This is a genomic window from Enterobacter sp. Ap-867 (assembly GCF_011752855.1).
Classification (GTDB): domain Bacteria; phylum Pseudomonadota; class Gammaproteobacteria; order Enterobacterales; family Enterobacteriaceae; genus Cedecea.
The window spans coordinates 109,449-129,357 of the sequence record NZ_VWWS01000006.1; the positions used below are offsets into that span (position 1 = coordinate 109,449).

19 protein-coding genes are annotated in these 19,909 nt (G+C 55.9%); 5 read left to right on the forward strand and 14 right to left on the reverse strand.

Annotated elements, in window-relative coordinates; all coding sequences use genetic code 11:
- The 4 genes from livG to livK all read right to left on the reverse strand — a co-directional run bounded on the left by livG (position 1) and on the right by livK (position 4,137).
- The gene (gene livG, locus F3J26_RS15405) at positions 1 to 768 is read right to left on the reverse strand and encodes a high-affinity branched-chain amino acid ABC transporter ATP-binding protein LivG (RefSeq protein WP_008457941.1); all 768 of its coding nucleotides are present in this window, start codon (positions 766 to 768) and stop codon (positions 1 to 3) included.
- Entirely contained in the window at positions 765 to 2,042 is a 1,278-nt protein-coding gene (locus F3J26_RS15410) for a high-affinity branched-chain amino acid ABC transporter permease LivM (protein WP_008457943.1), read from the reverse strand. Before F3J26_RS15410 ends, livG begins: the two co-directional genes overlap by 4 nt.
- Positions 2,039 to 2,965, reverse strand: a complete 927-nt coding sequence (gene livH, locus F3J26_RS15415) for a high-affinity branched-chain amino acid ABC transporter permease LivH (protein ID WP_008457946.1) — start codon at positions 2,963 to 2,965, stop codon at positions 2,039 to 2,041. The genes F3J26_RS15410 and livH overlap by 4 nt, the downstream gene beginning before the upstream one ends.
- A 62-nt stretch (positions 2,966 to 3,027) precedes the next feature.
- Complete coding sequence (gene livK / locus F3J26_RS15420; RefSeq protein ID WP_166994686.1) at positions 3,028 to 4,137, reverse strand: high-affinity branched-chain amino acid ABC transporter substrate-binding protein LivK; 1,110 nt, start codon at positions 4,135 to 4,137, stop codon at positions 3,028 to 3,030.
- 398 nt (positions 4,138 to 4,535) lie between these two features.
- Here livK and panM point away from each other — a divergent pair, with 398 nt between their 5' ends.
- A complete protein-coding gene (panM, locus tag F3J26_RS15425; protein WP_166994688.1) occupies positions 4,536 to 4,916 on the forward strand; it encodes an aspartate 1-decarboxylase autocleavage activator PanM in 381 nt (126 codons plus the stop codon).
- A gap of 77 nt (positions 4,917 to 4,993) precedes the next feature.
- On the opposite strand, the gene F3J26_RS15430 is transcribed toward panM, so the two are convergent.
- The 3 genes from F3J26_RS15430 to F3J26_RS15440 all read right to left on the reverse strand — a co-directional run bounded on the left by F3J26_RS15430 (position 4,994) and on the right by F3J26_RS15440 (position 9,004).
- The gene (locus F3J26_RS15430) at positions 4,994 to 6,097 is read right to left on the reverse strand and encodes a branched-chain amino acid ABC transporter substrate-binding protein (protein ID WP_008458563.1); all 1,104 of its coding nucleotides are present in this window, start codon (positions 6,095 to 6,097) and stop codon (positions 4,994 to 4,996) included.
- 256 nt (positions 6,098 to 6,353) lie between these two features.
- Positions 6,354 to 7,598, reverse strand: coding sequence for an aromatic amino acid transport family protein (locus F3J26_RS15435; RefSeq protein ID WP_166994690.1), 1,245 nt, complete (start codon positions 7,596 to 7,598; stop codon positions 6,354 to 6,356).
- A gap of 140 nt (positions 7,599 to 7,738) precedes the next feature.
- Complete coding sequence (locus F3J26_RS15440) at positions 7,739 to 9,004, reverse strand: 4-aminobutyrate--2-oxoglutarate transaminase (RefSeq protein ID WP_166994692.1); 1,266 nt, start codon at positions 9,002 to 9,004, stop codon at positions 7,739 to 7,741.
- 118 nt (positions 9,005 to 9,122) lie between these two features.
- Between F3J26_RS15440 and pdxR the strand changes: the two genes are divergently transcribed.
- On the forward strand, positions 9,123 to 10,613 hold the full coding sequence (gene pdxR / locus F3J26_RS15445; RefSeq protein WP_166994694.1) for a MocR-like pyridoxine biosynthesis transcription factor PdxR: 1,491 nt from the start codon (positions 9,123 to 9,125) through the stop codon (positions 10,611 to 10,613).
- A 35-nt stretch (positions 10,614 to 10,648) separates the two neighbouring features.
- Here pdxR and rpoH read toward each other — a convergent pair whose 3' ends face one another.
- From rpoH to ftsY, 4 genes are all read right to left on the reverse strand, one after another.
- On the reverse strand, positions 10,649 to 11,503 hold the full coding sequence (gene rpoH / locus F3J26_RS15450; protein WP_008458573.1) for an RNA polymerase sigma factor RpoH: 855 nt from the start codon (positions 11,501 to 11,503) through the stop codon (positions 10,649 to 10,651).
- Between the two features lie 255 nt (positions 11,504 to 11,758).
- Positions 11,759 to 12,814, reverse strand: coding sequence for a permease-like cell division protein FtsX (ftsX, locus tag F3J26_RS15455; protein ID WP_008458575.1), 1,056 nt, complete (start codon positions 12,812 to 12,814; stop codon positions 11,759 to 11,761).
- A complete protein-coding gene (gene ftsE, locus F3J26_RS15460; protein ID WP_008458576.1) occupies positions 12,807 to 13,475 on the reverse strand; it encodes a cell division ATP-binding protein FtsE in 669 nt (222 codons plus the stop codon). Before ftsE ends, ftsX begins: the two co-directional genes overlap by 8 nt.
- Positions 13,476 to 13,477: 2 nt before the next feature.
- Complete coding sequence (gene ftsY, locus F3J26_RS15465; protein ID WP_166994696.1) at positions 13,478 to 15,106, reverse strand: signal recognition particle-docking protein FtsY; 1,629 nt, start codon at positions 15,104 to 15,106, stop codon at positions 13,478 to 13,480.
- A gap of 181 nt (positions 15,107 to 15,287) precedes the next feature.
- On the opposite strand from ftsY, the gene rsmD reads away from it, so the two are divergent.
- Both rsmD and F3J26_RS15475 read left to right on the forward strand, forming a co-directional pair.
- On the forward strand, positions 15,288 to 15,875 hold the full coding sequence (rsmD, locus tag F3J26_RS15470; protein ID WP_166994698.1) for a 16S rRNA (guanine(966)-N(2))-methyltransferase: 588 nt from the start codon (positions 15,288 to 15,290) through the stop codon (positions 15,873 to 15,875).
- A 5-nt stretch (positions 15,876 to 15,880) separates the two neighbouring features.
- Positions 15,881 to 16,150 carry a DUF1145 family protein gene (locus F3J26_RS15475; RefSeq protein WP_096754169.1) on the forward strand — a complete coding sequence of 90 codons (270 nt, stop codon included), beginning with the start codon at positions 15,881 to 15,883 and terminating at the stop codon, positions 16,148 to 16,150.
- Here the strand turns inward: F3J26_RS15475 and F3J26_RS15480 are convergent.
- A complete protein-coding gene (locus F3J26_RS15480; protein ID WP_166994700.1) occupies positions 16,138 to 16,509 on the reverse strand; it encodes a DUF2500 family protein in 372 nt (123 codons plus the stop codon). The two genes, F3J26_RS15475 and F3J26_RS15480, sit on opposite strands and share 13 nt — an antisense overlap.
- Before the next feature lie 121 nt (positions 16,510 to 16,630).
- Between F3J26_RS15480 and F3J26_RS15485 the strand changes: the two genes are divergently transcribed.
- Positions 16,631 to 17,257 carry a lysoplasmalogenase gene (locus F3J26_RS15485; protein ID WP_008458586.1) on the forward strand — a complete coding sequence of 209 codons (627 nt, stop codon included), beginning with the start codon at positions 16,631 to 16,633 and terminating at the stop codon, positions 17,255 to 17,257.
- A 2-nt stretch (positions 17,258 to 17,259) separates the two neighbouring features.
- Here F3J26_RS15485 and F3J26_RS15490 read toward each other — a convergent pair whose 3' ends face one another.
- Together F3J26_RS15490 and F3J26_RS15495 are read right to left on the reverse strand one after the other, a co-directional pair.
- Positions 17,260 to 18,630, reverse strand: coding sequence for a PTS transporter subunit EIIC (locus tag F3J26_RS15490; RefSeq protein ID WP_286180307.1), 1,371 nt, complete (start codon positions 18,628 to 18,630; stop codon positions 17,260 to 17,262).
- Positions 18,631 to 18,686: 56 nt separating this feature from the next.
- A complete protein-coding gene (locus F3J26_RS15495) occupies positions 18,687 to 19,757 on the reverse strand; it encodes an SIS domain-containing protein (protein WP_166994704.1) in 1,071 nt (356 codons plus the stop codon).
- Between the last annotated feature and the right edge of the window lie 152 nt (positions 19,758 to 19,909).

Genomic DNA, 19,909 nt, shown 5'->3' on the forward strand with positions numbered 1-19,909 from the left:
TTAAGCCTCACCCAGATAGGCGCGAATGACATCAGGGTTGTTGCGGATTTGCTCCGGCGTGCCGTTGGCTAACGGCGTTCCCTGGTTCACCACGTAGATACGGTCAGAAATGCCCATGACCAGCTTCATGTCATGCTCAATCAGCAACACCGTGGTGTTGTGATGATTGCGCAGCTCCATGATCAGCTCATCCAGCTCATGGGTTTCTTTCGGGTTAAGGCCGGCGGCAGGTTCATCCAGCATCAGGATTTCCGGCTGGGTCACCATGCAGCGAGCGATTTCAAGGCGACGCTGATCGCCATAGGCCAGGTTGCTTGCCTGGCGGTTAGCGTGCTCCAGCAGCCCGATACGTTCGAGCCAGGTGGCCGCTCTGTCCAGCGCTTCGCTCTGAGCGCGACGGAAGCCTGGGGTTTTCAGCAAGCCCGAGAAAATACCGGTTTTCAGCTGTTGATGTTGCGCCACCAGCAGGTTCTCAATCACCGTCATTTCACGGAACAAGCGAACGTGCTGGAAGGTACGCACCACGCCCATGCGCGCAATCTGCTGGCCCGGTAAGCCTTCCAGGTGTTGGTCGCGCAGCAAAATGGTGCCGCCGGTCGGCTTGTAAAAGCCGGTCAGGCAGTTAAACACCGTGGTTTTACCGGCGCCGTTCGGGCCGATAAGCGAAACAATTTCCTGTGGATGCAGCTCGAGCGAGACATTGTTGACGGCCAGCAGGCCGCCGAAACGCATCATCAGACCGCTTACGGATAACAATGGCTGACTCATGCCTGCTCTCCTTTCACTTGCTCTTTCTTCAGCTTCAGATGCGGACGCGTCATCGGCAGCAAGCCTTGTGGACGCCAAATCATCATCAGCACCATCAGGCCACCGAGCACCAGCATGCTGTACTCGTTCAGGTCACGCATCAGCTCGCGGGAAACCACCAGCAGAACAGCGGCCAGAATCACCGCGAACTGCGAGCCCATCCCGCCGAGCACCACAATCGCCAGCACAAACGCCGACTCGGCGAAGGTGAAGGATTCCGGGCTGACAAAGCCCTGGCGTGCGGCGAACAACGTCCCGGCGAAGCCCGCAAAAGCGGCGCTGATGGTGAACGCAGTCAGCTTGATACGGGTTGGGTTCAGGCCCAGCGAACGGCAGGCGATCTCATCTTCGCGCAGCGCTTCCCAGGCGCGGCCAAGCGGCATACGCAGCAGGCGGTTAATCACGAACAGCGACAGCACCACCAGCAGCAACGCTACCAGGTACAGGAAAATAATCCTGTCGCTCGGGTCGTAGGCCACGTTAAAGAAATTACTGAAGGTATCCCAGCCGCCTTCGCGGGCGGTACGGCTAAACTCCAGGCCGAAGAAGGTCGGTTTTGGGATCTGGCTGATGCCGTTCGGGCCGCCGGTAATATCGGTGTTGTTCAGCAGCAGGATACGGACGATTTCCCCGAAGCCCAGCGTCACGATCGCCAGGTAGTCCCCACGCAGGCGCAGTACCGGGAAGCCGAGCAGGAAGCCTGCGGCAGCAGCCACCAGCCCCGCCAGCGGCAGACAGGTCCAGAAGCCCAGGCCGTAATAGTGGTTCAGCAACGCAAAAGTGTAAGCGCCGATAGCGTAGAAGCCGCCATAGCCCAGCACCAACAGGCCAGACAGCCCCACCACCACGTTCAGCCCCAGGCCGAGGATGATGTAAATCATGGTTAATGTAGCAATGTCCACGGTGCCGCGTGAAACAAGGAACGGCCACGCCACAGCGGCAACCAACAGCGCCACCAGGAACAGCTTCTGCTTAGCCGTGGAACCATCCAGCGCCGGCAGCACAAACTTCGGCCCGGACACTTTCTTCATGCCCTTCTGGAACAGCGGGCGCAGCAGTTGGAACACCAGCACCGCAGCGGTGCCGATGAAGACCCATTCCCAGCGCACGGAAGGTGCGCTGTTCACCACCAGTTTGGTGCCGTCCAGGCTAAGCTGAACGCCCATAAATACCGATGCTAAAACAAAAAACATGGCTGCGGAGAGCAGCGAAAAAACAATATGCATCGGTTTCATACTTTCTCAACCTCCGGACGACCCAGGATCCCGGTAGGCATCACCAGCAGCACCACTATCAGCAGCGCGAAGGAGACGACGTCTTTATATTCCGTGCTCAGGTAGGCTGAAGTCAGCGCTTCGGCCACGCCGAGGATCAGGCCGCCAATCATGGCGCCAGGAATACTGCCGATGCCGCCAAGTACCGCCGCGGTAAAGGCTTTCATCCCTGCCATAAAGCCGATGTACGGGTTGATTACGCCGTAGAACTGGCCCAACAGTACGCCAGCCACTGCCGCCATCGCGGCACCGATGACGAAGGTGAGCGAGATAACGCGGTCGGTATTAATCCCGAGCAGGCTGGCCATTTTCAGGTCTTCAGCACAGGCGCGGCAGGCGCGGCCCATGCGGGAATAACGGATGAACAGCGTCAGCGCCAGCATAGCCAGGAAGGTCACAACCCAGATAACCAGCTGCATGGTGGTGATGGTGGCAGTGAAGTTATCGCTCGCCCCCACAATCCACTGCCCGTTAAACAGGCTTGGCAGCGCGATGTCGCGCGAACCTTCCGTCAGGCTGACGTAGTTTTGCAGGAAGATAGACATCCCGATGGCGGAAATCAGCGCGATCAGGCGCTTGGAGTTACGCACCGGCTTGTAGGCGACGCGCTCAATGCTCCAGCCGTAGGCGCTGGCGATGATAATGGCGCCAATAAAACCTGCGCCCACCAGCATCCAGCCCACATCAATACCGAGCATCATTAACGCGGCGATGATCATGAAAGAGACGTAGCTGCCGATCATATACACTTCGCCGTGGGCGAAGTTGATCATGCCAATAATGCCGTACACCATCGTGTAACCGATGGCGATCAGCGCGTAGGTACTGCCCAGCGTGACGCCGTTAAACATCTGCTGCAGGAAGTAGAGAAACTGCTCGGACATAACTTAACCTTTTAAAAACCCCCGGCATAGGCCGGGGGTGGGATGACTGTGCAGCCTTCGCCTTACTTCGCCACGGAGGACGAACCATCGGCGTGCCACTGGAAGACACCGAATTCAAATCCTTTCAAATCGCCTTTATCATCCCAGTTCAGCGGCCCAATCACAGTGTTCGCACCGTGTGCTTTTAAATCTTTCACCAGCGCAGCAGGATCTTTGCTGCCGGTGCGGTCCATGGCGGTGGCCAGAGACTGAACTGCCGCGTAGGTGATCCACACATACGGGCCGCTCGGGTCTTTCTTCGCCGCTTTCAGCTCATCAACGATAGCTTTATTGGCCGGATCCTGGTCATAGCGCTTAGGCATGGTGACCAGCATCCCTTCGCCCGCAGGGCCAGCGATATTGGACAGAGAAGCGTTACCCACGCCTTCCGGCCCCATAAACTGAGTTTTCAGGCCAACGGCGCGTGCCTGGCGCAGGATCTGCCCCATTTCCGGGTAGTAGCCGCCGTAGTAAACGAAGTCGATATTTTCTTTCTGCAGACGCGCCACCAGGGTGGAGAAGTCTTTGTCTCCGGCGGTGATCCCGTCGAAGAACACGATGTTAGCGCCACCTTTTTTCAGGCCATCCTGCACGGAGCGCGCCAGACCTTCGCCGTACTGCTGCTTATCGTGGATGATCGCGATGCGCTGCGGCTTAACGTGCTCCAGAATATATTTGGACGCCGTTGGACCCTGGGAAGAGTCGAGGCCCGCGGTACGCATGATCATGCCGTAGCCGCGCTGGGTCAGCTCAGGGTTGGTCGCGCCCGGAGTGATCATCAGGATGCCTTCATCTTCATAGATGTCAGAAGCCGGCTGGGTGGAAGAGGAGCACAGGTGGCCGATAACGTACTTCACGCCGTCGTTAACGATTTTGTTGGCAACCGCCACGGCCTGTTTTGGATCGCAGGCATCGTCATATTCAACGCCAACCAGCTTGTCGCCTTTGATCCCGCCTTTGGCGTTGATGTCTTTGATAGCCTGGCGAGCACCGTTAAATTCCATGTCGCCCCACTGCGCGACCGGGCCTGACATTGCCCCGACAACAGCCACTTTGATATCACCCGCGGTTGCCGCGTGAGACACGGCCAACGCCACCAGCCCGGCCAGTAATGTCTTCGCGTTCATCTTCATTCGTTCCATCCCCATAACTTGGTTAAAAAGCACTCAGTACCTTTTATAATCAATGACCATTTTTATCAGTGCCGTTAAGGAGTTAGCGGTAAATTTTACAATTTATCAGACTAAACTCTCTATTTTTCAGGCGATTAAGTAGAGATAATATTCTGTATTTCGCCATAGTTAAACAAAAAAAAGCACCAAAATCAGCATAAAATAGCGGTACAAAGAGCCGAACAATTCACTGGATTTTAGTGCTTTATCCTGGTCAGGATTCAATCTGCCGCGTTAAAGGCTGGCTTATCTTTTCGCTAAAAAGTAATCAACTGCTGAACGGCATAAAAAAGATAAAGCGTCTGAGGCAAATAAATTGGTTACACTCGGGGTTTTCCCGCTTTTTGGTTAGGTCACTTATGAAACTCACTATCATTCGTCTGTTTGAGTTTAGCGCTCAGGATAAAATTGACCTCGGCAAGATCTGGCCGGAATACTCCAGCGGTTCACTGACCCTTAGCGACAGTGAAAGGATCTACGCCGCAAAATTTAACGAACGCCTGCTCGGCGCGGTGCGCGTCACGCTCACAGGGGATGCCGGAGCGCTGGATTCTCTGCGCGTTCGTGAAATTACCCGCCGCAGAGGCGTGGGGCAGTATTTGCTGGAAGAGGTTATGCGGGATAACCCGGCGATTAAACGCTGGTGGCTGGCGGATGTTGGCGTTGAGGATCATGCCGTGATGACGGCGTTTATGCAGGCTTCCGGGTTCTGCGAGCAGAGCGGCGGTTGGGGGAGGTAAGCTGCCCTTACCCCGCCCCTCTCCCGGAGGGAGAGGGAGCAAACACTAAAACGGCAACCCTGGGTTGCCGTTTGCTTTTATTTTGCGTCGGTGGCTGTGCCGTTGGCATGCCAGGTGAACACGCCGAACTCAAAGCCTTTCAGGTCGCCTTTCTCATCCCACGACAGCGGCCCCATCACGGTATCCACGGTCGCCCCTTTCAGGTATTTAGAGATAGCCGCCGGATCTGCGCTCTGGTTCAGGCCAGCAGCCAGCGACTGCAGGGCTGCGTAGGTGGTCCAGACGAATGCGCCGCTTGGATCCTGTTTCTTCGCTTTGATCGCGTCCACAATCGGTTTGTTGGCCGGAACCTGATCGTAGTTCTTCGGTTTGGTCACCAGCAGGCCTTCTGCTGAATCCCCGGCGATGTTAGACAGGGAAACGTTCGCTACACCTTCAGGCCCCATGAACTGAGTTTTCAGACCAGCAGCGCGGGACTGGCGCAGGATCTGCCCCATTTCCGGGTGGTAGCCGCCGTAGTAAACAAAGTCGATGTTCTCTTTCTTCAGGCGAGCAACCAGCGTGGAGAAATCTTTCTCACCGGCGGTGATCCCGTCGAAGAACACCACATTAGCGCCGCCTTTTTTCAGGCCGTCCTGCACGGAACGCGCCAGACCTTCGCCGTACTGCTGCTTATCGTGGATAACAGCAATGCGCTTAGGCTTCACGTGTTCCAGAATGTATTTCGCCGCGGTTGGGCCCTGGTCGGAGTCGAGACCGGTAGTACGCAGAGTCAGCTTATAGCCGCGCGCGGTCAGCTCCGGTGCCGTAGCTGCCGGGGTGATCATCAGAATGCCTTCGTCTTCGTAAATGTCAGACGCTGGCTGAGTAGAAGAAGAGCACAGGTGACCGATCACGTACTTGATGCCGTCGTTCACCACTTTGTTCGCTACCGCGACCGCTTGTTTCGGGTCACAGGCATCGTCATATTTGGTGATAACCAGTTTGTCGCCTTTAATCCCACCCTTTGCGTTAATGTCAGCCACCGCCTGCTCGGCACCGGTAAACTCCTGATCGCCGTATTGCGCGACCGGCCCAGACATTGCCCCTACTACCGCGACCTTAATATCTTTTGCCATCGCCGCGTGGCTCATTGCCAGTGCAACGCATCCTGCCAGTAAGGCTTTACCCGTCATTTTCATCCTGAGAGTCCCCATTGTTATGGTTATTGAATTTGTTGTGTTGTTGTTTGTTAGCGCATTATTCTGTTTGTAGGTATAAGAAAAGCATATGATAGCTAACTTAAGGGCAGCAGCCGGCGCTACGGCAGCACACTATGCTAAACATAGCGCCATTTGCGATAATTTGGAAAGACATATTTGAAGGTTAGATAACGGGAATGTGACAAAAAAAAACCGCGCCGGAAAGCCTCCGGGCGCGGGGGAGCAGGCCTCGGAATCACCAACCTGCCGGCAAATATCCCAGAGCGGAAGCAACCGCATAAACGGCACTGCAGAGGTAAAGCAACACGATGAAAATCTGGATCAGCGGGTGGGTCATAAATGCCGGGCAGGTCCAGCCGGGCGTGACATCGCCGCTGCGGCGGGCGCCTTTAATCATCAGGATCGGCATAATCGACAAAATCACGCCGCTGAACACGCCCGCAAAATAGAGCGCATTCACGAACGACACCAGCCCGCTGTAGGCCAGCACAAACGGCGGGATCGCGACCACCAGCAGTACCAGAAAACGCTTCAGAGAAGGCTCATCGCTGCCCAGGCGGAAGCGGTCAAAGATATTGGTCAGGAAACTCCCGCCCAGCCCCCAGTACGACGTCAGCATGGCGCACAGTGCAAACAGGTTCGCCGAGAAGAATGCCCACTCTCCCAGCGCTTTCCCCCAGGAAATCGTCGCCACCTCAGAGATATCGTCCAGCCCGTTAAGCATGATGACCGACATCGGCACCAGGGCCAGCAGCGCGAAGGTCACCACCATGCCAACGAGGATGGCTTTCGGTAGCTTTTCGGGCTTGTCGGCAAAACCACGCGCCATCTCCGGCACGATGTACTGCGCCGAGAAGCAGAACACCACCACGTTGAACACCGGCACCATATAAAGCCAGTTGCCTTCCAGCAGGTAGCCGACGCTGGTCGTCTCTTTCAGCAAAGTCGCAATCACCAGTACCGCGATCATCACCACCATGCCGACGCTAATAAACTTTTCCCCACGCCCGATGGCTTTCAGGCCCATGTAGAGCACGCCCGCCGCCGGGATGAAAAACAGCACGCTGCCCAGGGCCGGGGAGATACCAAACAAAGAGTGCAACAGTTTGCCGCTGCCAGTCATATAGGCGGTCAACGCCCCGACGCTGTTTACGCAGACGGAAAGGAACATCATCAGCGCGCCAAAGCGCCCGACGTAGCGCAGCGACAGCCCGCTGAGCTGTAAATGCTGACGGGTACGCAAAGTGGATTCAGCGACGTAAAGCATCGTCACGGTGGTCAGGCTGCCCACCAGCACCAGCCAGAATAGCAGCGGCCAGAATCCTGCTTTACTCGAGGCATAGGCGATAGAAAGCACGCCCGCACCAATGTTAGTGCCGACAATCATCGACACGCCTTCAACGAAACTCAGGGATTTACCGGGGACAGCAGTCCGCTCCCCGCGCGCAACGGCGGGAGAGAAGGTGGAGTTTTCAGACATAATATTTTCCGTATTACTCCGGCGGTAACGTCCGCCGGAAAACAGGGGATATCAGGGTGATAAACCACTTCACGCTGGGCAAAAAATGCTGCGGCCGCCTTGTGTATGGCGGGCTTCCCTGCCGCCGCAAACTACGGGGATTAGCCCTTAAGTACTCTGGACAGAATGGCCAGCGCTTTGGTGAACTGAGCATCAGGAATGGTCAGCGGATAAAGGAAGCGGATAACGTTGCCGTAGACGCCGCAGCTCAGCAGCAGCAGCCCTTGTGCCTGAGCTTTCAGCTGAACTTCGCGGGTAAATTCCGGCGAAGGTTTCCCGGTCTGCGGATCGTTAAACTCCACTGCAACCATCGAGCCTTGCCCACGCACGTCGACAATTGCCGGGCAGCTTTGGCGCGCCTGATTCAGCACTTCTTTCAGGTGTTCACCAAGCTGGGTGGCACGTTTGCATAGCTGTTCTTCGTTGATTACATCCAGCACCGCATGAGCCGCCGCAACCGCCAACGGGTTGCCCGCATAAGTTCCGCCCAGGCCGCCAGGCGCAGGGGCATCCATCACTTCGGCACGGCCCACAACGCCGGACAGCGGGAAGCCACCGGCCAGGCTTTTCGCCATCGTCATCAGGTCGGCTTTGACGTCGTAATAGTCCATCGCAAACAGCTTGCCGGTACGCGCGAAGCCGGTCTGCACTTCATCGGCAATCAACAGAATACCGTGGGTGTCGCACAGCTGGCGCAGCGCCTGCATAAATTCAGGGGGCGCCACGTTGAAGCCGCCTTCTCCCTGAACCGGCTCCAGTATGATGGCCGCCACCTGATCCGCGGCGATATCAGCTTTAAAGATACGGTCCAGGCTTTTGAGCGCATCGTCAGTCGTCACGCCGTGAGCGGCATTCGGGTAAACCGCGTGGTAGACGGAGCCAGGGAACGGGCCAAAACCGATTTTGTACGGTGCCACTTTGCCGGTCAGCGCCATGGTCATAAAGGTACGACCATGGAAGCCGCCGCCGAAGGTGATCAGGCCGGGGCGTTTGGTATAAGCGCGGGCGATTTTCACCGCATTCTCAACCGCTTCTGCACCGGTGGTGAAGAACGCGGCTTTCGCCGGGCCGTCAATCGGCGCCAGTTCGTTAATACGCTCGGCCAGTGAAACGTAGCTTTCATAAGGGACAATCTGGTAAGCCGTGTGGGTAAAGGCCTGCAATTGTTTTTCTACAGCGGCAATCACTTTCGGGTGACGATGGCCGGTGTTCAGCACGGCGATCCCGGCGGCAAAATCGATAACCTCGTTGCCTTCCACATCCCACAGAGTGGCGTTCTCTGCCTTCTCTGCAAAGTAGCTACACATCACGCCCACACCGCGCGGCGTGGCCTGTAAACGACGCTGATTCAGCTCTGCACTTTTCACCTTGGTCTCTCCTGTTAAGTCAGTCACTTTATCGCAACAAATCAGAAACAATGTCGTTTATTTACACAGGTATTGGCCCTATAATCGAGTGCCAATTCAGTTTATCTGAGGGATCCAATTGCGAGACTTAGTGGGTGATTTGATTCTTGTCAGGCTGCAGGCAGAGACCGATATCCTGCTGCATAAACGTCTTTATAACGCGCTGCGCCGTTCCATTCTGGATGGCTCATTGCCGCCCCATAGCCGCCTGCCCGCCTCCCGCGACTTAGCCAGCGAACTCAGCATTTCCCGTAACACTGTGTTAACAGTTTATGAGCAGCTTATGACCGAGGGGTACGTTTCATCCCGCCAGGGCAGCGGCACTTTTGTTGAAAAAACGCTGCCGGATCGCTTCACCTCCACGGGAAGCCCTGCCGAAGGTGGCACGGCTCCGGCTCCTGAGGTATCTATTTCCCGCCGCGGGCAGCATCTTCTTTCTCAGGTGAGCGCCAGCCCGCGCCAGTGGGGAGCTTTTATTCCCGGTGTACCAGACGTCAACGCCTTCCCTCATCCGCTATTCAGCAAGATCCAGGCGCGCATCAGCCGCCGTCCTAAACCGGAGCGCCTGAGCTATAGCTGCAACGGCGGCACATCTGAACTGCAGCATGCGCTGGTCGATTACCTGCGTGTTTCCCGAGGAGTAAACTGCCAGGTCGACCAAATCCTGATCACCGAAGGGATCCACCAGGCTATCGATCTGGTCACCCGGATGCTGTGCGACAGAGACGACCTGGCGTGGATCGAAGAACCTTCTTACTGGGGCATCCGCCACGTACTGACGATGAATGATGTGCGGGTCACGCCGCTCACCGTCGATGAGAACGGCCTTTGCCCGCCGGAGAAAGTGAGCGAAGCGCCGCGCTTAATCTTCGTCACGCCGTCTCATCAGTACCCGCTGGGGGCGGTGATGAGCCTGGAGCGCCGCCAGCGCCTGTTGGCACTCGCCCGCCAGCACGGCAGTTGGATTATTGAAGATGACTACGACAGCGAATTTCGCTTTTCTGGCCAGCCTATTCCGGCGCTGCAGGGGCTGGTCACCGACGCGCCGGTGGTTTACATCGGCACCTTCAGTAAAACGCTTTATCCGGGTTTAAGGCTCGGCTACGTCGTGCTGCCTCGCCCGCTGGTCAATGACCTGAAAACCGCCCATGCGGAACTGTATCGCGGCGGGCATTCGCTTATTCAGCAGGCGCTGGCAGAGTTTATTACCGCCGGGCATTATTCGGCCCATATTCGCCGGATGCGCCTGCTCTACGGCCGCCGTCGCGCCTTCCTGACCGACCTGATCTCCCGCCACTGCGGGCCACAGGCGCTGTCAGATTTTAGCGATAACGCCGGGCTGCATTTGATTTTGAATCTGCCTGATGAGGCCGATGATGTGGCGATTGCTGAGCGCGCTAACGCCCGCAATATTCTGGTGCGGCCCTTGTCGCGTTACTATCTGACCGAACGGCGCAAGAAGGGATTATTGATGGGGTTCGCCAGCCTGCCGGAGCGCGAAATGGAAGCGGCGTTTACCGTGCTGCTGGCATGTATGCCGGAGCATAAAAAGCAAAACGCCCCAACATAAAGTGGGGCGCTCTTAGTGCGACGTGTGTATCGGCGTTAAGCTTCGATAGCGGCGCGCAATTTTTTCATCGCGTTCTTTTCAAGCTGACGAACGCGCTCGGCGGAAACGCCATAGCGGTCTGCAAGTTCCTGCAGCGTGCTTTTGTTGTCTTCATCTAACCAGCGCGCGCGAATGATCTGCTGACTGCGTTCATCCAGGCCCTGCATCGCATCGCTCAGTTTGTCTGCGGCGTGAGATTCCCAGTTGTCGTCTTCAATGCCGTCGGCAAAGTTGGAAGACTTATCCTGCAGGAAGAGCACCGGCGCCATCGGCTGACCGTCAGCGTCGTCGTCATTCGACATGTCGAAAGTCATATCCTGCGCCGCCATGCGTGACTCCATCTCAAGCACGTCTTTGCTGGACACGCCAAGCTCGTTGGCCACCATTTCGACTTCGTCCTGATTAAACCAGCCCAAGCGCTGCTTGGTTTTACGCAGGTTAAAGAACAGCTTACGCTGTGCTTTGGTGGTCGCGACTTTCACAATACGCCAGTTACGCAGCACGTATTCATGAATTTCAGCCTTGATCCAGTGCACCGCAAAGGAGACCAGGCGAACACCCACTTCTGGGTTAAAACGGCGTACTGCTTTCATCAGGCCGATGTTGCCTTCCTGGATAAGGTCTGCCTGCGGCAGGCCGTAGCCGGAATAGTTACGCGCAACATGAACAACAAAGCGCAGGTGAGACAGGATCAGCTTTTTCGCTGCTTCCAGATCGCCCTGGTAATGCAGCTTTTCAGCCAGCTCCTTCTCTTCCTCAGCCGTTAACATCGGCCAGGCGTTTGCAGCCCGGATATACGACTCCAGGTTACCAACAGGGGCTAAAGCTAAATTTTGCATTTCTTTGGTCATTCAAACCCTCTCTTAGAGACTAAGTACGGCTTGCCATTCAAGTGGCTGAGGCGCACCGACAACACGTCAGGCCCAGACCGTACCCTTCACTGTACTCTCAGACAGTGATGTTATCCACAAGTTCAATGTAAAGCTGTGAATAGATTACACACAAAGTGTGACGGTTATTGCAGCATCGCAGGGGTCACTACGGTGTAAAACGCACTCCCTGCGGACGACGTTATCGTAGCAGGGAATGAGTATATCAAAAACTTTTTACTCCGGCGTAAAACGGCGTAAATGTTGAACAGTGGCAAGCCAGGCTGCCAGCCAGCCGATCATCGACGAGACCAGCAACAGCAGCAGGCATTCGTCAAAGCCCAACCCGCTGATATCGAACTTAGTCCCGAACACCTGCGCCACTTCCGTCACCGCCGAAGAGAGGCGCATCACCAGAATCTCAGACAGGATCAGCGACAGAAACGCACCGCTAAAGCCCAGCAGCGCACCGCCATACAGGAATGGACGCAAAATAAAGCCGTCGGTTGCCCCGATAAGCTTCTGCACGTTGATGGTATCGCGGCGGGCAAAGATGCTCAAACGCACCGAGTTACCGATGACGAGGAACACCGCTGCAACCATCAGGATGCCGATCATCGCCGCCACTCGCCCGACCAGCCCTGTCAGCGCCGCCAGACGGGCAAACCAGCTGTCATCCATGCGCACTTCATCGACGCCATGAATCTTCGCCACGCGATCACGCAGCGTATTCAGATGATCCGTGCTCTGGAAATCCAGTTTAGGGTTCACCACGGCCACGGCGGGCAGCGGGTTCTCTTCCAGCATATCCAGCGCGCCGCCAAAGCCCGACCAGTTACGGAACTCGCCCAGCGCTTCTTCGCGGGAGAGGTAGTTAACTTTATCCACGCCCTCCTCCGCCTGAATCGCGCCCACCACCTGCTGCGCGGCGTTATCGTCCAGCGCCTTATCGAGGTAAACGGTGATTTGCGGGGACGGATAATATTGGGTCGCCGCCTGGTTTACGTTCTTGTAAACCATATAGCAAACGCTCGGCAGCGTCAGGGAGATGGCAATCACCATGACCGTCAGGAAGGTCGCCAGCGGCTTGCTCTTCAGATCCTGAAGCGCCCCTTCCCAGGCGTAGCGGAACTGCTCATTCACGCCGCCTTTCAGGGATTTACTTTTAGACTGCGGCCCTTTGCCACGTTTTTTCACCGAACGGCCAAGGTCGCCTAACTTATTCAGTTGGTTGATTTTATCCAGCTTGTTGCTGAAGCGCTTGATATGGTTGAGCGCACTGTGTTTATTCACCTGCCAGGCCTCCATGCAAATGGCCGTCGCTGAGGGTCAACATACGGTAATTGCGACGTGAGATAAGCCCTATATCGTGAGTCGCCATCAGCACCGTTACGCCCACGCGGTTAAACTCTTCGAACAGGCGCAGAATACCTTCCGACAGCGCATCATCAAGGTTCCCGGTCGGTTCATCCGCCAGCAGCACAGCCGGCTTGTTTACCACGGCGCGAGCGATGCCCACGCGCTGCTGTTCACCGCCGGAAAGCTGGATAGGAAAGTTCTTCGCTTTGTCCAGCAGGCCGACCTTATCTAATGCCGCAGACACGCGGCGGCGAATATCTTCGCCGCTGGCGCCCGCGATGATCAGCGGGATGGCCACGTTGTCGTACACGGTTCTGTCCATCAGCAGGTGGTGATCCTGAAAGATCATCCCAATCTGACGACGCAGGAACGGCACTTCACGGCTCTTCAGGCGGCTAATGTCATGGCCGCTGAAAAAAATCTTCCCATCGCTGGGCCGTTCGATACCGCAGATAAGCTTGAGCAGAGTACTCTTCCCTGCGCCAGAATGGCCGGTCAGAAAGGCCATCTCGCCCGGTTGCATATGGAAGGTCACTCCCTGCAACGCTTGTCTCCCACCGAGATAGGCTTTACTGACGTGTTCAAAGCGAATCATTGTTAATCCTCTCGGGCAAAAAGTGCCTCTATAAAGTCGCCCGCATTAAACGGTCGTAAATCAGAAATTTGTTCGCCGACGCCAATGTAGCGAATCGGAATGCCGAACTGGTCTGCCACAGAGAAGATTACGCCACCCTTGGCGGTACCATCCAGTTTGGTCAGGGTGATGCCCGTCAGCCCGACCGCTTCGTGGAACAGTTTAGCCTGGCTTATGGCATTCTGACCGGTGCTGGCGTCGAGGGTGAGCATAACCTCATGCGGGGCATCTTCGTCCAGCTTTTTCATAACCCTGACAATTTTCTTCAATTCTTCCATCAGGTGCGATTTATTCTGCAAACGCCCTGCGGTATCGGCAATCAACACATCAATGTTACGCGCCTTCGCCGCCTGAATAGCATCGAAGATAACTGAAGCGGAGTCCGCGCCGGTATGCTGGGCGACAACAGGAATATTGTTGCGCTGGCCCCAAACCTGAAGCTGCTCAACCGCTGCCGCACGGAAGGTATCACCTGCCGCCAGCATCACGGATTTACCCTGCTGCTCGAACTGCCGTGCCAGCTTACCGATGGTGGTGGTTTTACCCACGCCGTTAACGCCAACCATCAGGATAACAAACGGCGTTTTGCCTTCCACGCTAAGCGGCTCGTCCACTTTGGCGAGGATTTCGCTCATCTCTTCTTTCAGCAGACCGTACAGCGCTTCCGCGTCACGAAGCTGCTTACGGCTTGCACCTTCGGTCAGGTTGGTGATGATTTTCCGGGTTGTCTCAACCCCAACGTCGGCAATGAGTAGCTGCTCTTCCAGCTCTTCAAACAGATCATCATCGATTTTCTTGCCGCGGAACAGACTGATAAATCCGGAACCGAGGTTTTGTTTAGTTTTGACCAGGCTACGCTTCAGGCGGGCGAAGAAGCCCTCTTTGGTCGGCTTTTCCTGCTCTTGCTGCACGGCAACCGGAGCAGTCTCTTCGACAGCCTCTTCTTCCGGCTCTTCATCAACAGCTTCTTCAGCCACGGCTTCATCTTCCACGGCAGCTTCGTGCGCGAACAGCGCCTCGGCTTCAGCCACTTCTTCGTTGACGATTTCGTCCTGCTCGGCCTGCCACTCGTCAGGCTGATCTACATTTTCGGCAATCTCTTCCGGCAACGGCAGCGTTTCGTGCTCCACGGCCGCAACAGGCTGCTCAATGACTTCCGGCTCTGCAATAACAGCCGCAGGTTCAATCACCTCAGGCTCGACAACGGCCTCAGGTTCGACAACGGGTTCTGGCTCGATAACCGCCACAGGCTCTGGTTCAGCCACGATCTCGGGCTCAACGGTCACTTCCGGCTCAGGAATCATTTCCGGCTCGGCCGTCAGCGCTTTCTCTTCCGCTTCTTCTGCAAGCTGGGCGTTAACCTCCACGACCTGCTCAGCAAACTTTTCGGACTCCTCCAGTGAGTGCTCACTAACTAAGTCCTGCTGTTCCTGCTCAACAGCCTGAGGCTGTTGAGATTCATCCTGCGCGGGAGCCTGCTCAGTAACCGGTTGTTCTTCTATTACTTTTTGTTCTGCTTCGACATCCGGCTGCTGCTCTTTCTGGCCAAATCCCAGCCAGGAAAAAAAGCCACGTTTTTTCTCTTTCGCCATTTGCGACTACACTCCTCGCTGTTAATTCATGGCACAGACCCGATTCTGCTTGCCACGGGCATAAAAAATAGTGCGTTAGTCTATCACTTTCCCGGCGCGGCATCACGCCAGTGGATTAAGGTTTCCTGGCCGGGCGTGCGCCGCTAGAATAACCGCAAAATTTAGCATCGCAGTGAGAGCAATGAAGAAACCCCAATCCTCTGGTTCCGGCCAGATTCGCATCATCGGCGGCCAATGGCGCGGCCGAAAACTCCCGGTGCCGGACAGCCCCGGCCTGCGCCCGACGACAGACCGCGTGCGCGAAACGCTTTTCAACTGGCTGGCCCCGTCAATGGTAGATGCCCATTGCCTCGACTGTTTTGCCGGCAGCGGCGCGCTCGGACTGGAGGCGCTCTCCCGCTATGCCGCCAGCGCGACGCTGATTGAAATGGATCGCGCAGTCTCCCAGCAGTTGCAAAAGAACCTCGCAACCTTAAAAGCCAGCAATGGCAAAGTGCTCAACGCCAATACGCTGAATGTGCTCGCGCAGCCCGGCACGCAGCACAACGTCGTCTTTGTCGACCCGCCGTTCCGTAAGGGATTGCTGGATGAAACGCTCAGCCTGCTCGAGGAAAACGGCTGGCTGGCGGATGACGCGCTAATCTATGTAGAAAGTGAAGTGGAAAATGGTCTGCCAGCGGTACCTGCCAGTTGGGCGCTGCACCGTGAAAAAGTCGCCGGTCAGGTGGCTTATCGCCTGTTTATTCGTGAAGCTCAAGGAGCCGCATAATGCCGATTCTGATTAACTTTGGCCGCCTGCTGATGCTTTGCGTCTGGGGCTTTCTGATCTTTAACCTGGTTCACCCTTATCCGCGCCCGCTGAACATTTTCGTTAACGTCGCGCTGATCTTCATGGTGATTATGCACGGCCTGCAGCTGAGCCTGCTGAAAGCCACACAGCCGAAAGACGGCCCGGCGCTTGCCCGCGGTGAACAGATTAAGATTTTCGTTTTTGGCGTGTTTGAGCTGCTGGTCTGGCAGAAAAAGCTGCGTCAGGGCAAGTGAGTCTCTTCGGGGACGAAGCTGACAAAGCGCGTCCCCTTGTAACTCAGCGTACCTTTATCTCCCACCGATACCGCATGGTATTCCGCCGCTTCAACGCGCATTTTCATTTCCATCCCGCCGCTCTGTGGCGCAAACCAAACCTCATAGCGAATCGAGTCTTCCGGCGGAGTGACTTCACGCTGGCGCGAACGTCGGTCGTTGGACGGTTTTTCACGCTTGGTCGCCACCACCACTTTTTTTACGCTCAGCGGCGCCGCGTCGTTTTCGATATTCTGGCGGCGCTGCTGAAAATAGCGAAAGGAGGCGGCTACGACGATGACCACAACGATGGCGATAATGAAAGTTGGGGGCTTGCTCATGGCTTTTTCTCTAATTGTCAGACACTTTTCAGCATAACCCTGGCGCCGCGGCGTTGTCATCTGCGCCGCTTAGCCACTAGACTGAACGGTGTTACGCCAACAATTAAAATAAGGATATGCCATGCTTTGGTCATTTATTGCTGTTGCGTTATCGGCCTGGATTTACATTGATGCTTCCTGGCGCGGCGCCACCTGGCAGCGCTGGCTCTTCAAGCCGCTGACCCTGCTGCTCCTGCTGCTGCTGGCCTGGCAGGCACCGATGTTTGAAGCGGCCGGCTACCTGATTGTGGCGGGTCTTCTGGCAACGCTGGTCGGCGATGCGCTCACGCTACTGCCCACTCAACGTCTGCTTTACGCCGTGGGGGCATTCTTCCTTTCGCATCTGCTGTACACCATCTATTTTGCCAGCCAGATGAGCTTGGCCATTTTCTGGCCGCTACCGCTGGCTCTGCTGATTATTGGCGCACTGCTGGTCGCGACTATCTGGACGCGGCTGGAAGCGCTGCGCGTGCCTATTCTGACGTTTATCGGTATGACGCTGGTGATGGTTTGGCTTGCCGCCGAGCTTTATTTCTTCCGCCCGACGGCCCCGAACTTCTCCGGGTTTGTGGGGGCTAGCCTGCTGCTGCTGGGCAACATTGTCTGGCTGGTCAGCCACTATCGTCACCGCTTCAGAGGCGACAGCGCCATTGCCGCCGCCTGCTACTTTGCCGGGCACTTTATGATTGTTCGCGCCCTGTATATCTGAGGTTAACGCCTGTCTTCCGCCAGGGAGGCAGGTTCCAGCCTGCGGGTTTTGCCGTAGATAATGGTCAACACCGCAGGCACCGTAAACGCCACCGCGATAGCAATCACCTCGTAAATCATCTTCGATTCCGGCCCGCTAAACAGCCCCAGCTCGAACACGTTCAGCACCGGCAGGAAGCTGTAGGTTTTCACGCCCAGGAGGCCGGTAATCCCGCCGCCCAGCGCTGCGCCAATGCAGCCGAAAACAAATAACATGCGGTATTTCAGGTTCACGCCGTACAGCGCCGGTTCGGTAATACCGAAGAAGGCGGAGAGCGAAGCGGAAATCGCAATCTGCTTATCTTTCAGGTTACGGGCAATAAAGATGGCACCAAATACCGCCCCAAACTGCCCCATTACCGCCGACATAAACATCGCCATAATGGTGTCATAGCCGTTGACCTGAATGTTAATTAACGCCAGCGGGATAATGCCCCAGTGCACGCCAAACACCACGAACAGCTGCCCAATCCCCGCTAACAGCGCACCGGAAATCACCGGGCTGAGGTTGTACAGCCACGCATAGCCGTTGGCGATGCCGACGCCAACATAGTCAGCCACCGGGCCAATCACGGTGAACACCACAAAGCCGCTGACGATCAGCGACAAACAAGGCACGAATACCAGCGCGGCGATCTCCGGGATCACCTTTTTCAGCCAGCGTTCGACGTGGCTCAGGAAGAGCACGGCAAAGACCGCCGGGATCACCGCCCCGCCGTAGATTTTCACGTTCAGCGCCAGGCCCATAACGTGGAAGGCCCCGGGCACGCTGGCATCCGTCAGCGGGAAAATCATCGCCGCCGTCAGCGCCAGGGCGCTAAATTTATTGGCCTTAAAGCGCTCCGCAGCCGTTACCGCGATAAACAGCGGCAGCATGACGAAAACGCCGCTGGAAAGCGCATTGAACACGGTGAACACATACGAATGGGTATCCACCAGATTCATTGTTTGCAGCAACACCACAATCCCTTTCACCACCCCCACGCCCGCCAGCACGCCGATGTAAGGCGTGAAAATAGCGGACAGCGTGGCCAGCAGGCGGTTAATCATCGAGCCCTGCGGCGCAGAGGCCTCTTCTGAGGACGGTTCCCCCATCTGCGCCGTGATAGCCAGAAAGACTTTTTCAACTTTAGGCCCAATAACAATCTGGAATTGCCCTGGGTTTTCAACCAGTTTGACTACCTCTGGCAACTTATAAAGCTCATCTTTATTAATCTTACTTTTATCTTTGATAGTAAAACGCAAACGGGTTGCGCAGTGGGTAAGATGCTCTATATTTTCTGCCTCGCCGACATGCTGAATTATCTGTCGGGCAAGTTGACTGAAGGTAGCCATAATCATTCCTCAGTAGCAAGGTAGGGACGTTATTATTGTGTAGGGAATACTGTGCCTCAGGCGTAATCGCCTGGCTTCGTTTTACTTTTTACGGACACGCCAAAATCGGTAAAGATCCGCTGCGGCAGATTATTGCCCTTTGCCTCGGCAATATGGTGAGCCAATATCTGGAAAGGGATAACCATGATCAGCGGGGCAATAAACTCATCAATATTGACTTTCACCGCCAGCGTGCGCGGATCGTTGTCCTCACCTAATTTGATGGTGTACACGTAATCGGTATATTTTTGCTCATAGGCTTTCAGCAGTAATAAACGCTCGCGAGCCACGCCCGGCGTATCAATAAAGAACATCCGGTGGCTGCCATTCACTTCGAAATAAGGCCCGTGCATAAACGCTTCGAGCTCAACGCCCTGGGATGGCACGCGAATCGTCTCGGCAAACTTGGTTTCCATCTCTTTGATCACGCCGACGCTCGGCCCGTAGCCAATTGAGGTGAAGCGCGGGGAAGCGGCCAGTTCGGCCTGCCATTGGGTGAAGAAAGCTTCGGTGTCGGCAATCACGCCCGGAATCGATTTCACCGCAACGTCCAGCTTATGCAGCTCAGCCGCTTCCTGTTCAGCGTCGATCTTCCCGCTGCGGCGAGCAACAAACACGCCCAGCAGCATAAATTTCAGGATCGTAGCAACGTACCCTTTGGTGACGTAGCCCACGCGTTCCTCGCCGATCTCGATATCAATCACATGGTCCACGGCGCGGGCAAGCTCGCTCCCGGCTTTGCTGGTGATGCCCACCGTTTTGACCAGGTGAGTCTGGCGAATATGCTGAATCGCGTTGAGGGTCGAGGTGCTTTCCCCGCTCTGGGAAACGCCTATCACCAAATCCGTGGTATCACTGAATTTTTCGTAATGCTGAAAGTGGAACGGCTCTTCGACGGTGACACGAACGTCCGCCAGTTTTTCCACGTAGTACTTCGCGCTTTTGATCGCGTTAATGCTGGAGCCCGTGGCCAGCACCAGCCACTCTTTCTTCCCACCGAGCACCGGAAGATCGGACGGATAGCGAGACAGCATGGCGCTTAATGTCGCCTGCTCTTCATGGATGTAGGTCATCATTGTCGGTTTCATCGGCTCTCCTGTAATCAAAACCTGAAAACGTTTTCAGGTTTTAGGCTAGAGGAGTCTGACGAGGCTTGTCAACGCCAGATCGCGCAACTGTTAGCGAGATCAAAAAATAATGTGAAGGGGAGAAACGGGCGGATGCCTGAAAAAGAGATCCG

Excerpts from the sequence above, each read along its gene's own strand:
- livG (WP_008457941.1), bottom strand. The coding sequence starts at position 768 with ATGAGTCAGCCATTGTTATCCGTAAGCGGTCTGATGATGCGTTTCGGC.
- F3J26_RS15410 (WP_008457943.1), bottom strand. The coding sequence starts at position 2,042 with ATGAAACCGATGCATATTGTTTTTTCGCTGCTCTCCGCAGCCATGTTT.
- livH (WP_008457946.1), bottom strand. The coding sequence starts at position 2,965 with ATGTCCGAGCAGTTTCTCTACTTCCTGCAGCAGATGTTTAACGGCGTC.
- livK (WP_166994686.1), bottom strand. The coding sequence starts at position 4,137 with ATGAAGATGAACGCGAAGACATTACTGGCCGGGCTGGTGGCGTTGGCC.
- panM (WP_166994688.1), top strand. The coding sequence starts at position 4,536 with ATGAAACTCACTATCATTCGTCTGTTTGAGTTTAGCGCTCAGGATAAA.
- F3J26_RS15430 (WP_008458563.1), bottom strand. The coding sequence starts at position 6,097 with ATGAAAATGACGGGTAAAGCCTTACTGGCAGGATGCGTTGCACTGGCA.
- F3J26_RS15435 (WP_166994690.1), bottom strand. The coding sequence starts at position 7,598 with ATGTCTGAAAACTCCACCTTCTCTCCCGCCGTTGCGCGCGGGGAGCGG.
- rpoH (WP_008458573.1), bottom strand. The coding sequence starts at position 11,503 with ATGACCAAAGAAATGCAAAATTTAGCTTTAGCCCCTGTTGGTAACCTG.
- ftsE (WP_008458576.1), bottom strand. The coding sequence starts at position 13,475 with ATGATTCGCTTTGAACACGTCAGTAAAGCCTATCTCGGTGGGAGACAA.
- ftsY (WP_166994696.1), bottom strand. The coding sequence starts at position 15,106 with ATGGCGAAAGAGAAAAAACGTGGCTTTTTTTCCTGGCTGGGATTTGGC.
- rsmD (WP_166994698.1), top strand. The coding sequence starts at position 15,288 with ATGAAGAAACCCCAATCCTCTGGTTCCGGCCAGATTCGCATCATCGGC.
- F3J26_RS15480 (WP_166994700.1), bottom strand. The coding sequence starts at position 16,509 with ATGAGCAAGCCCCCAACTTTCATTATCGCCATCGTTGTGGTCATCGTC.
- F3J26_RS15485 (WP_008458586.1), top strand. The coding sequence starts at position 16,631 with ATGCTTTGGTCATTTATTGCTGTTGCGTTATCGGCCTGGATTTACATT.
- F3J26_RS15490 (WP_286180307.1), bottom strand. The coding sequence starts at position 18,630 with ATGGCTACCTTCAGTCAACTTGCCCGACAGATAATTCAGCATGTCGGC.
- F3J26_RS15495 (WP_166994704.1), bottom strand. The coding sequence starts at position 19,757 with ATGAAACCGACAATGATGACCTACATCCATGAAGAGCAGGCGACATTA.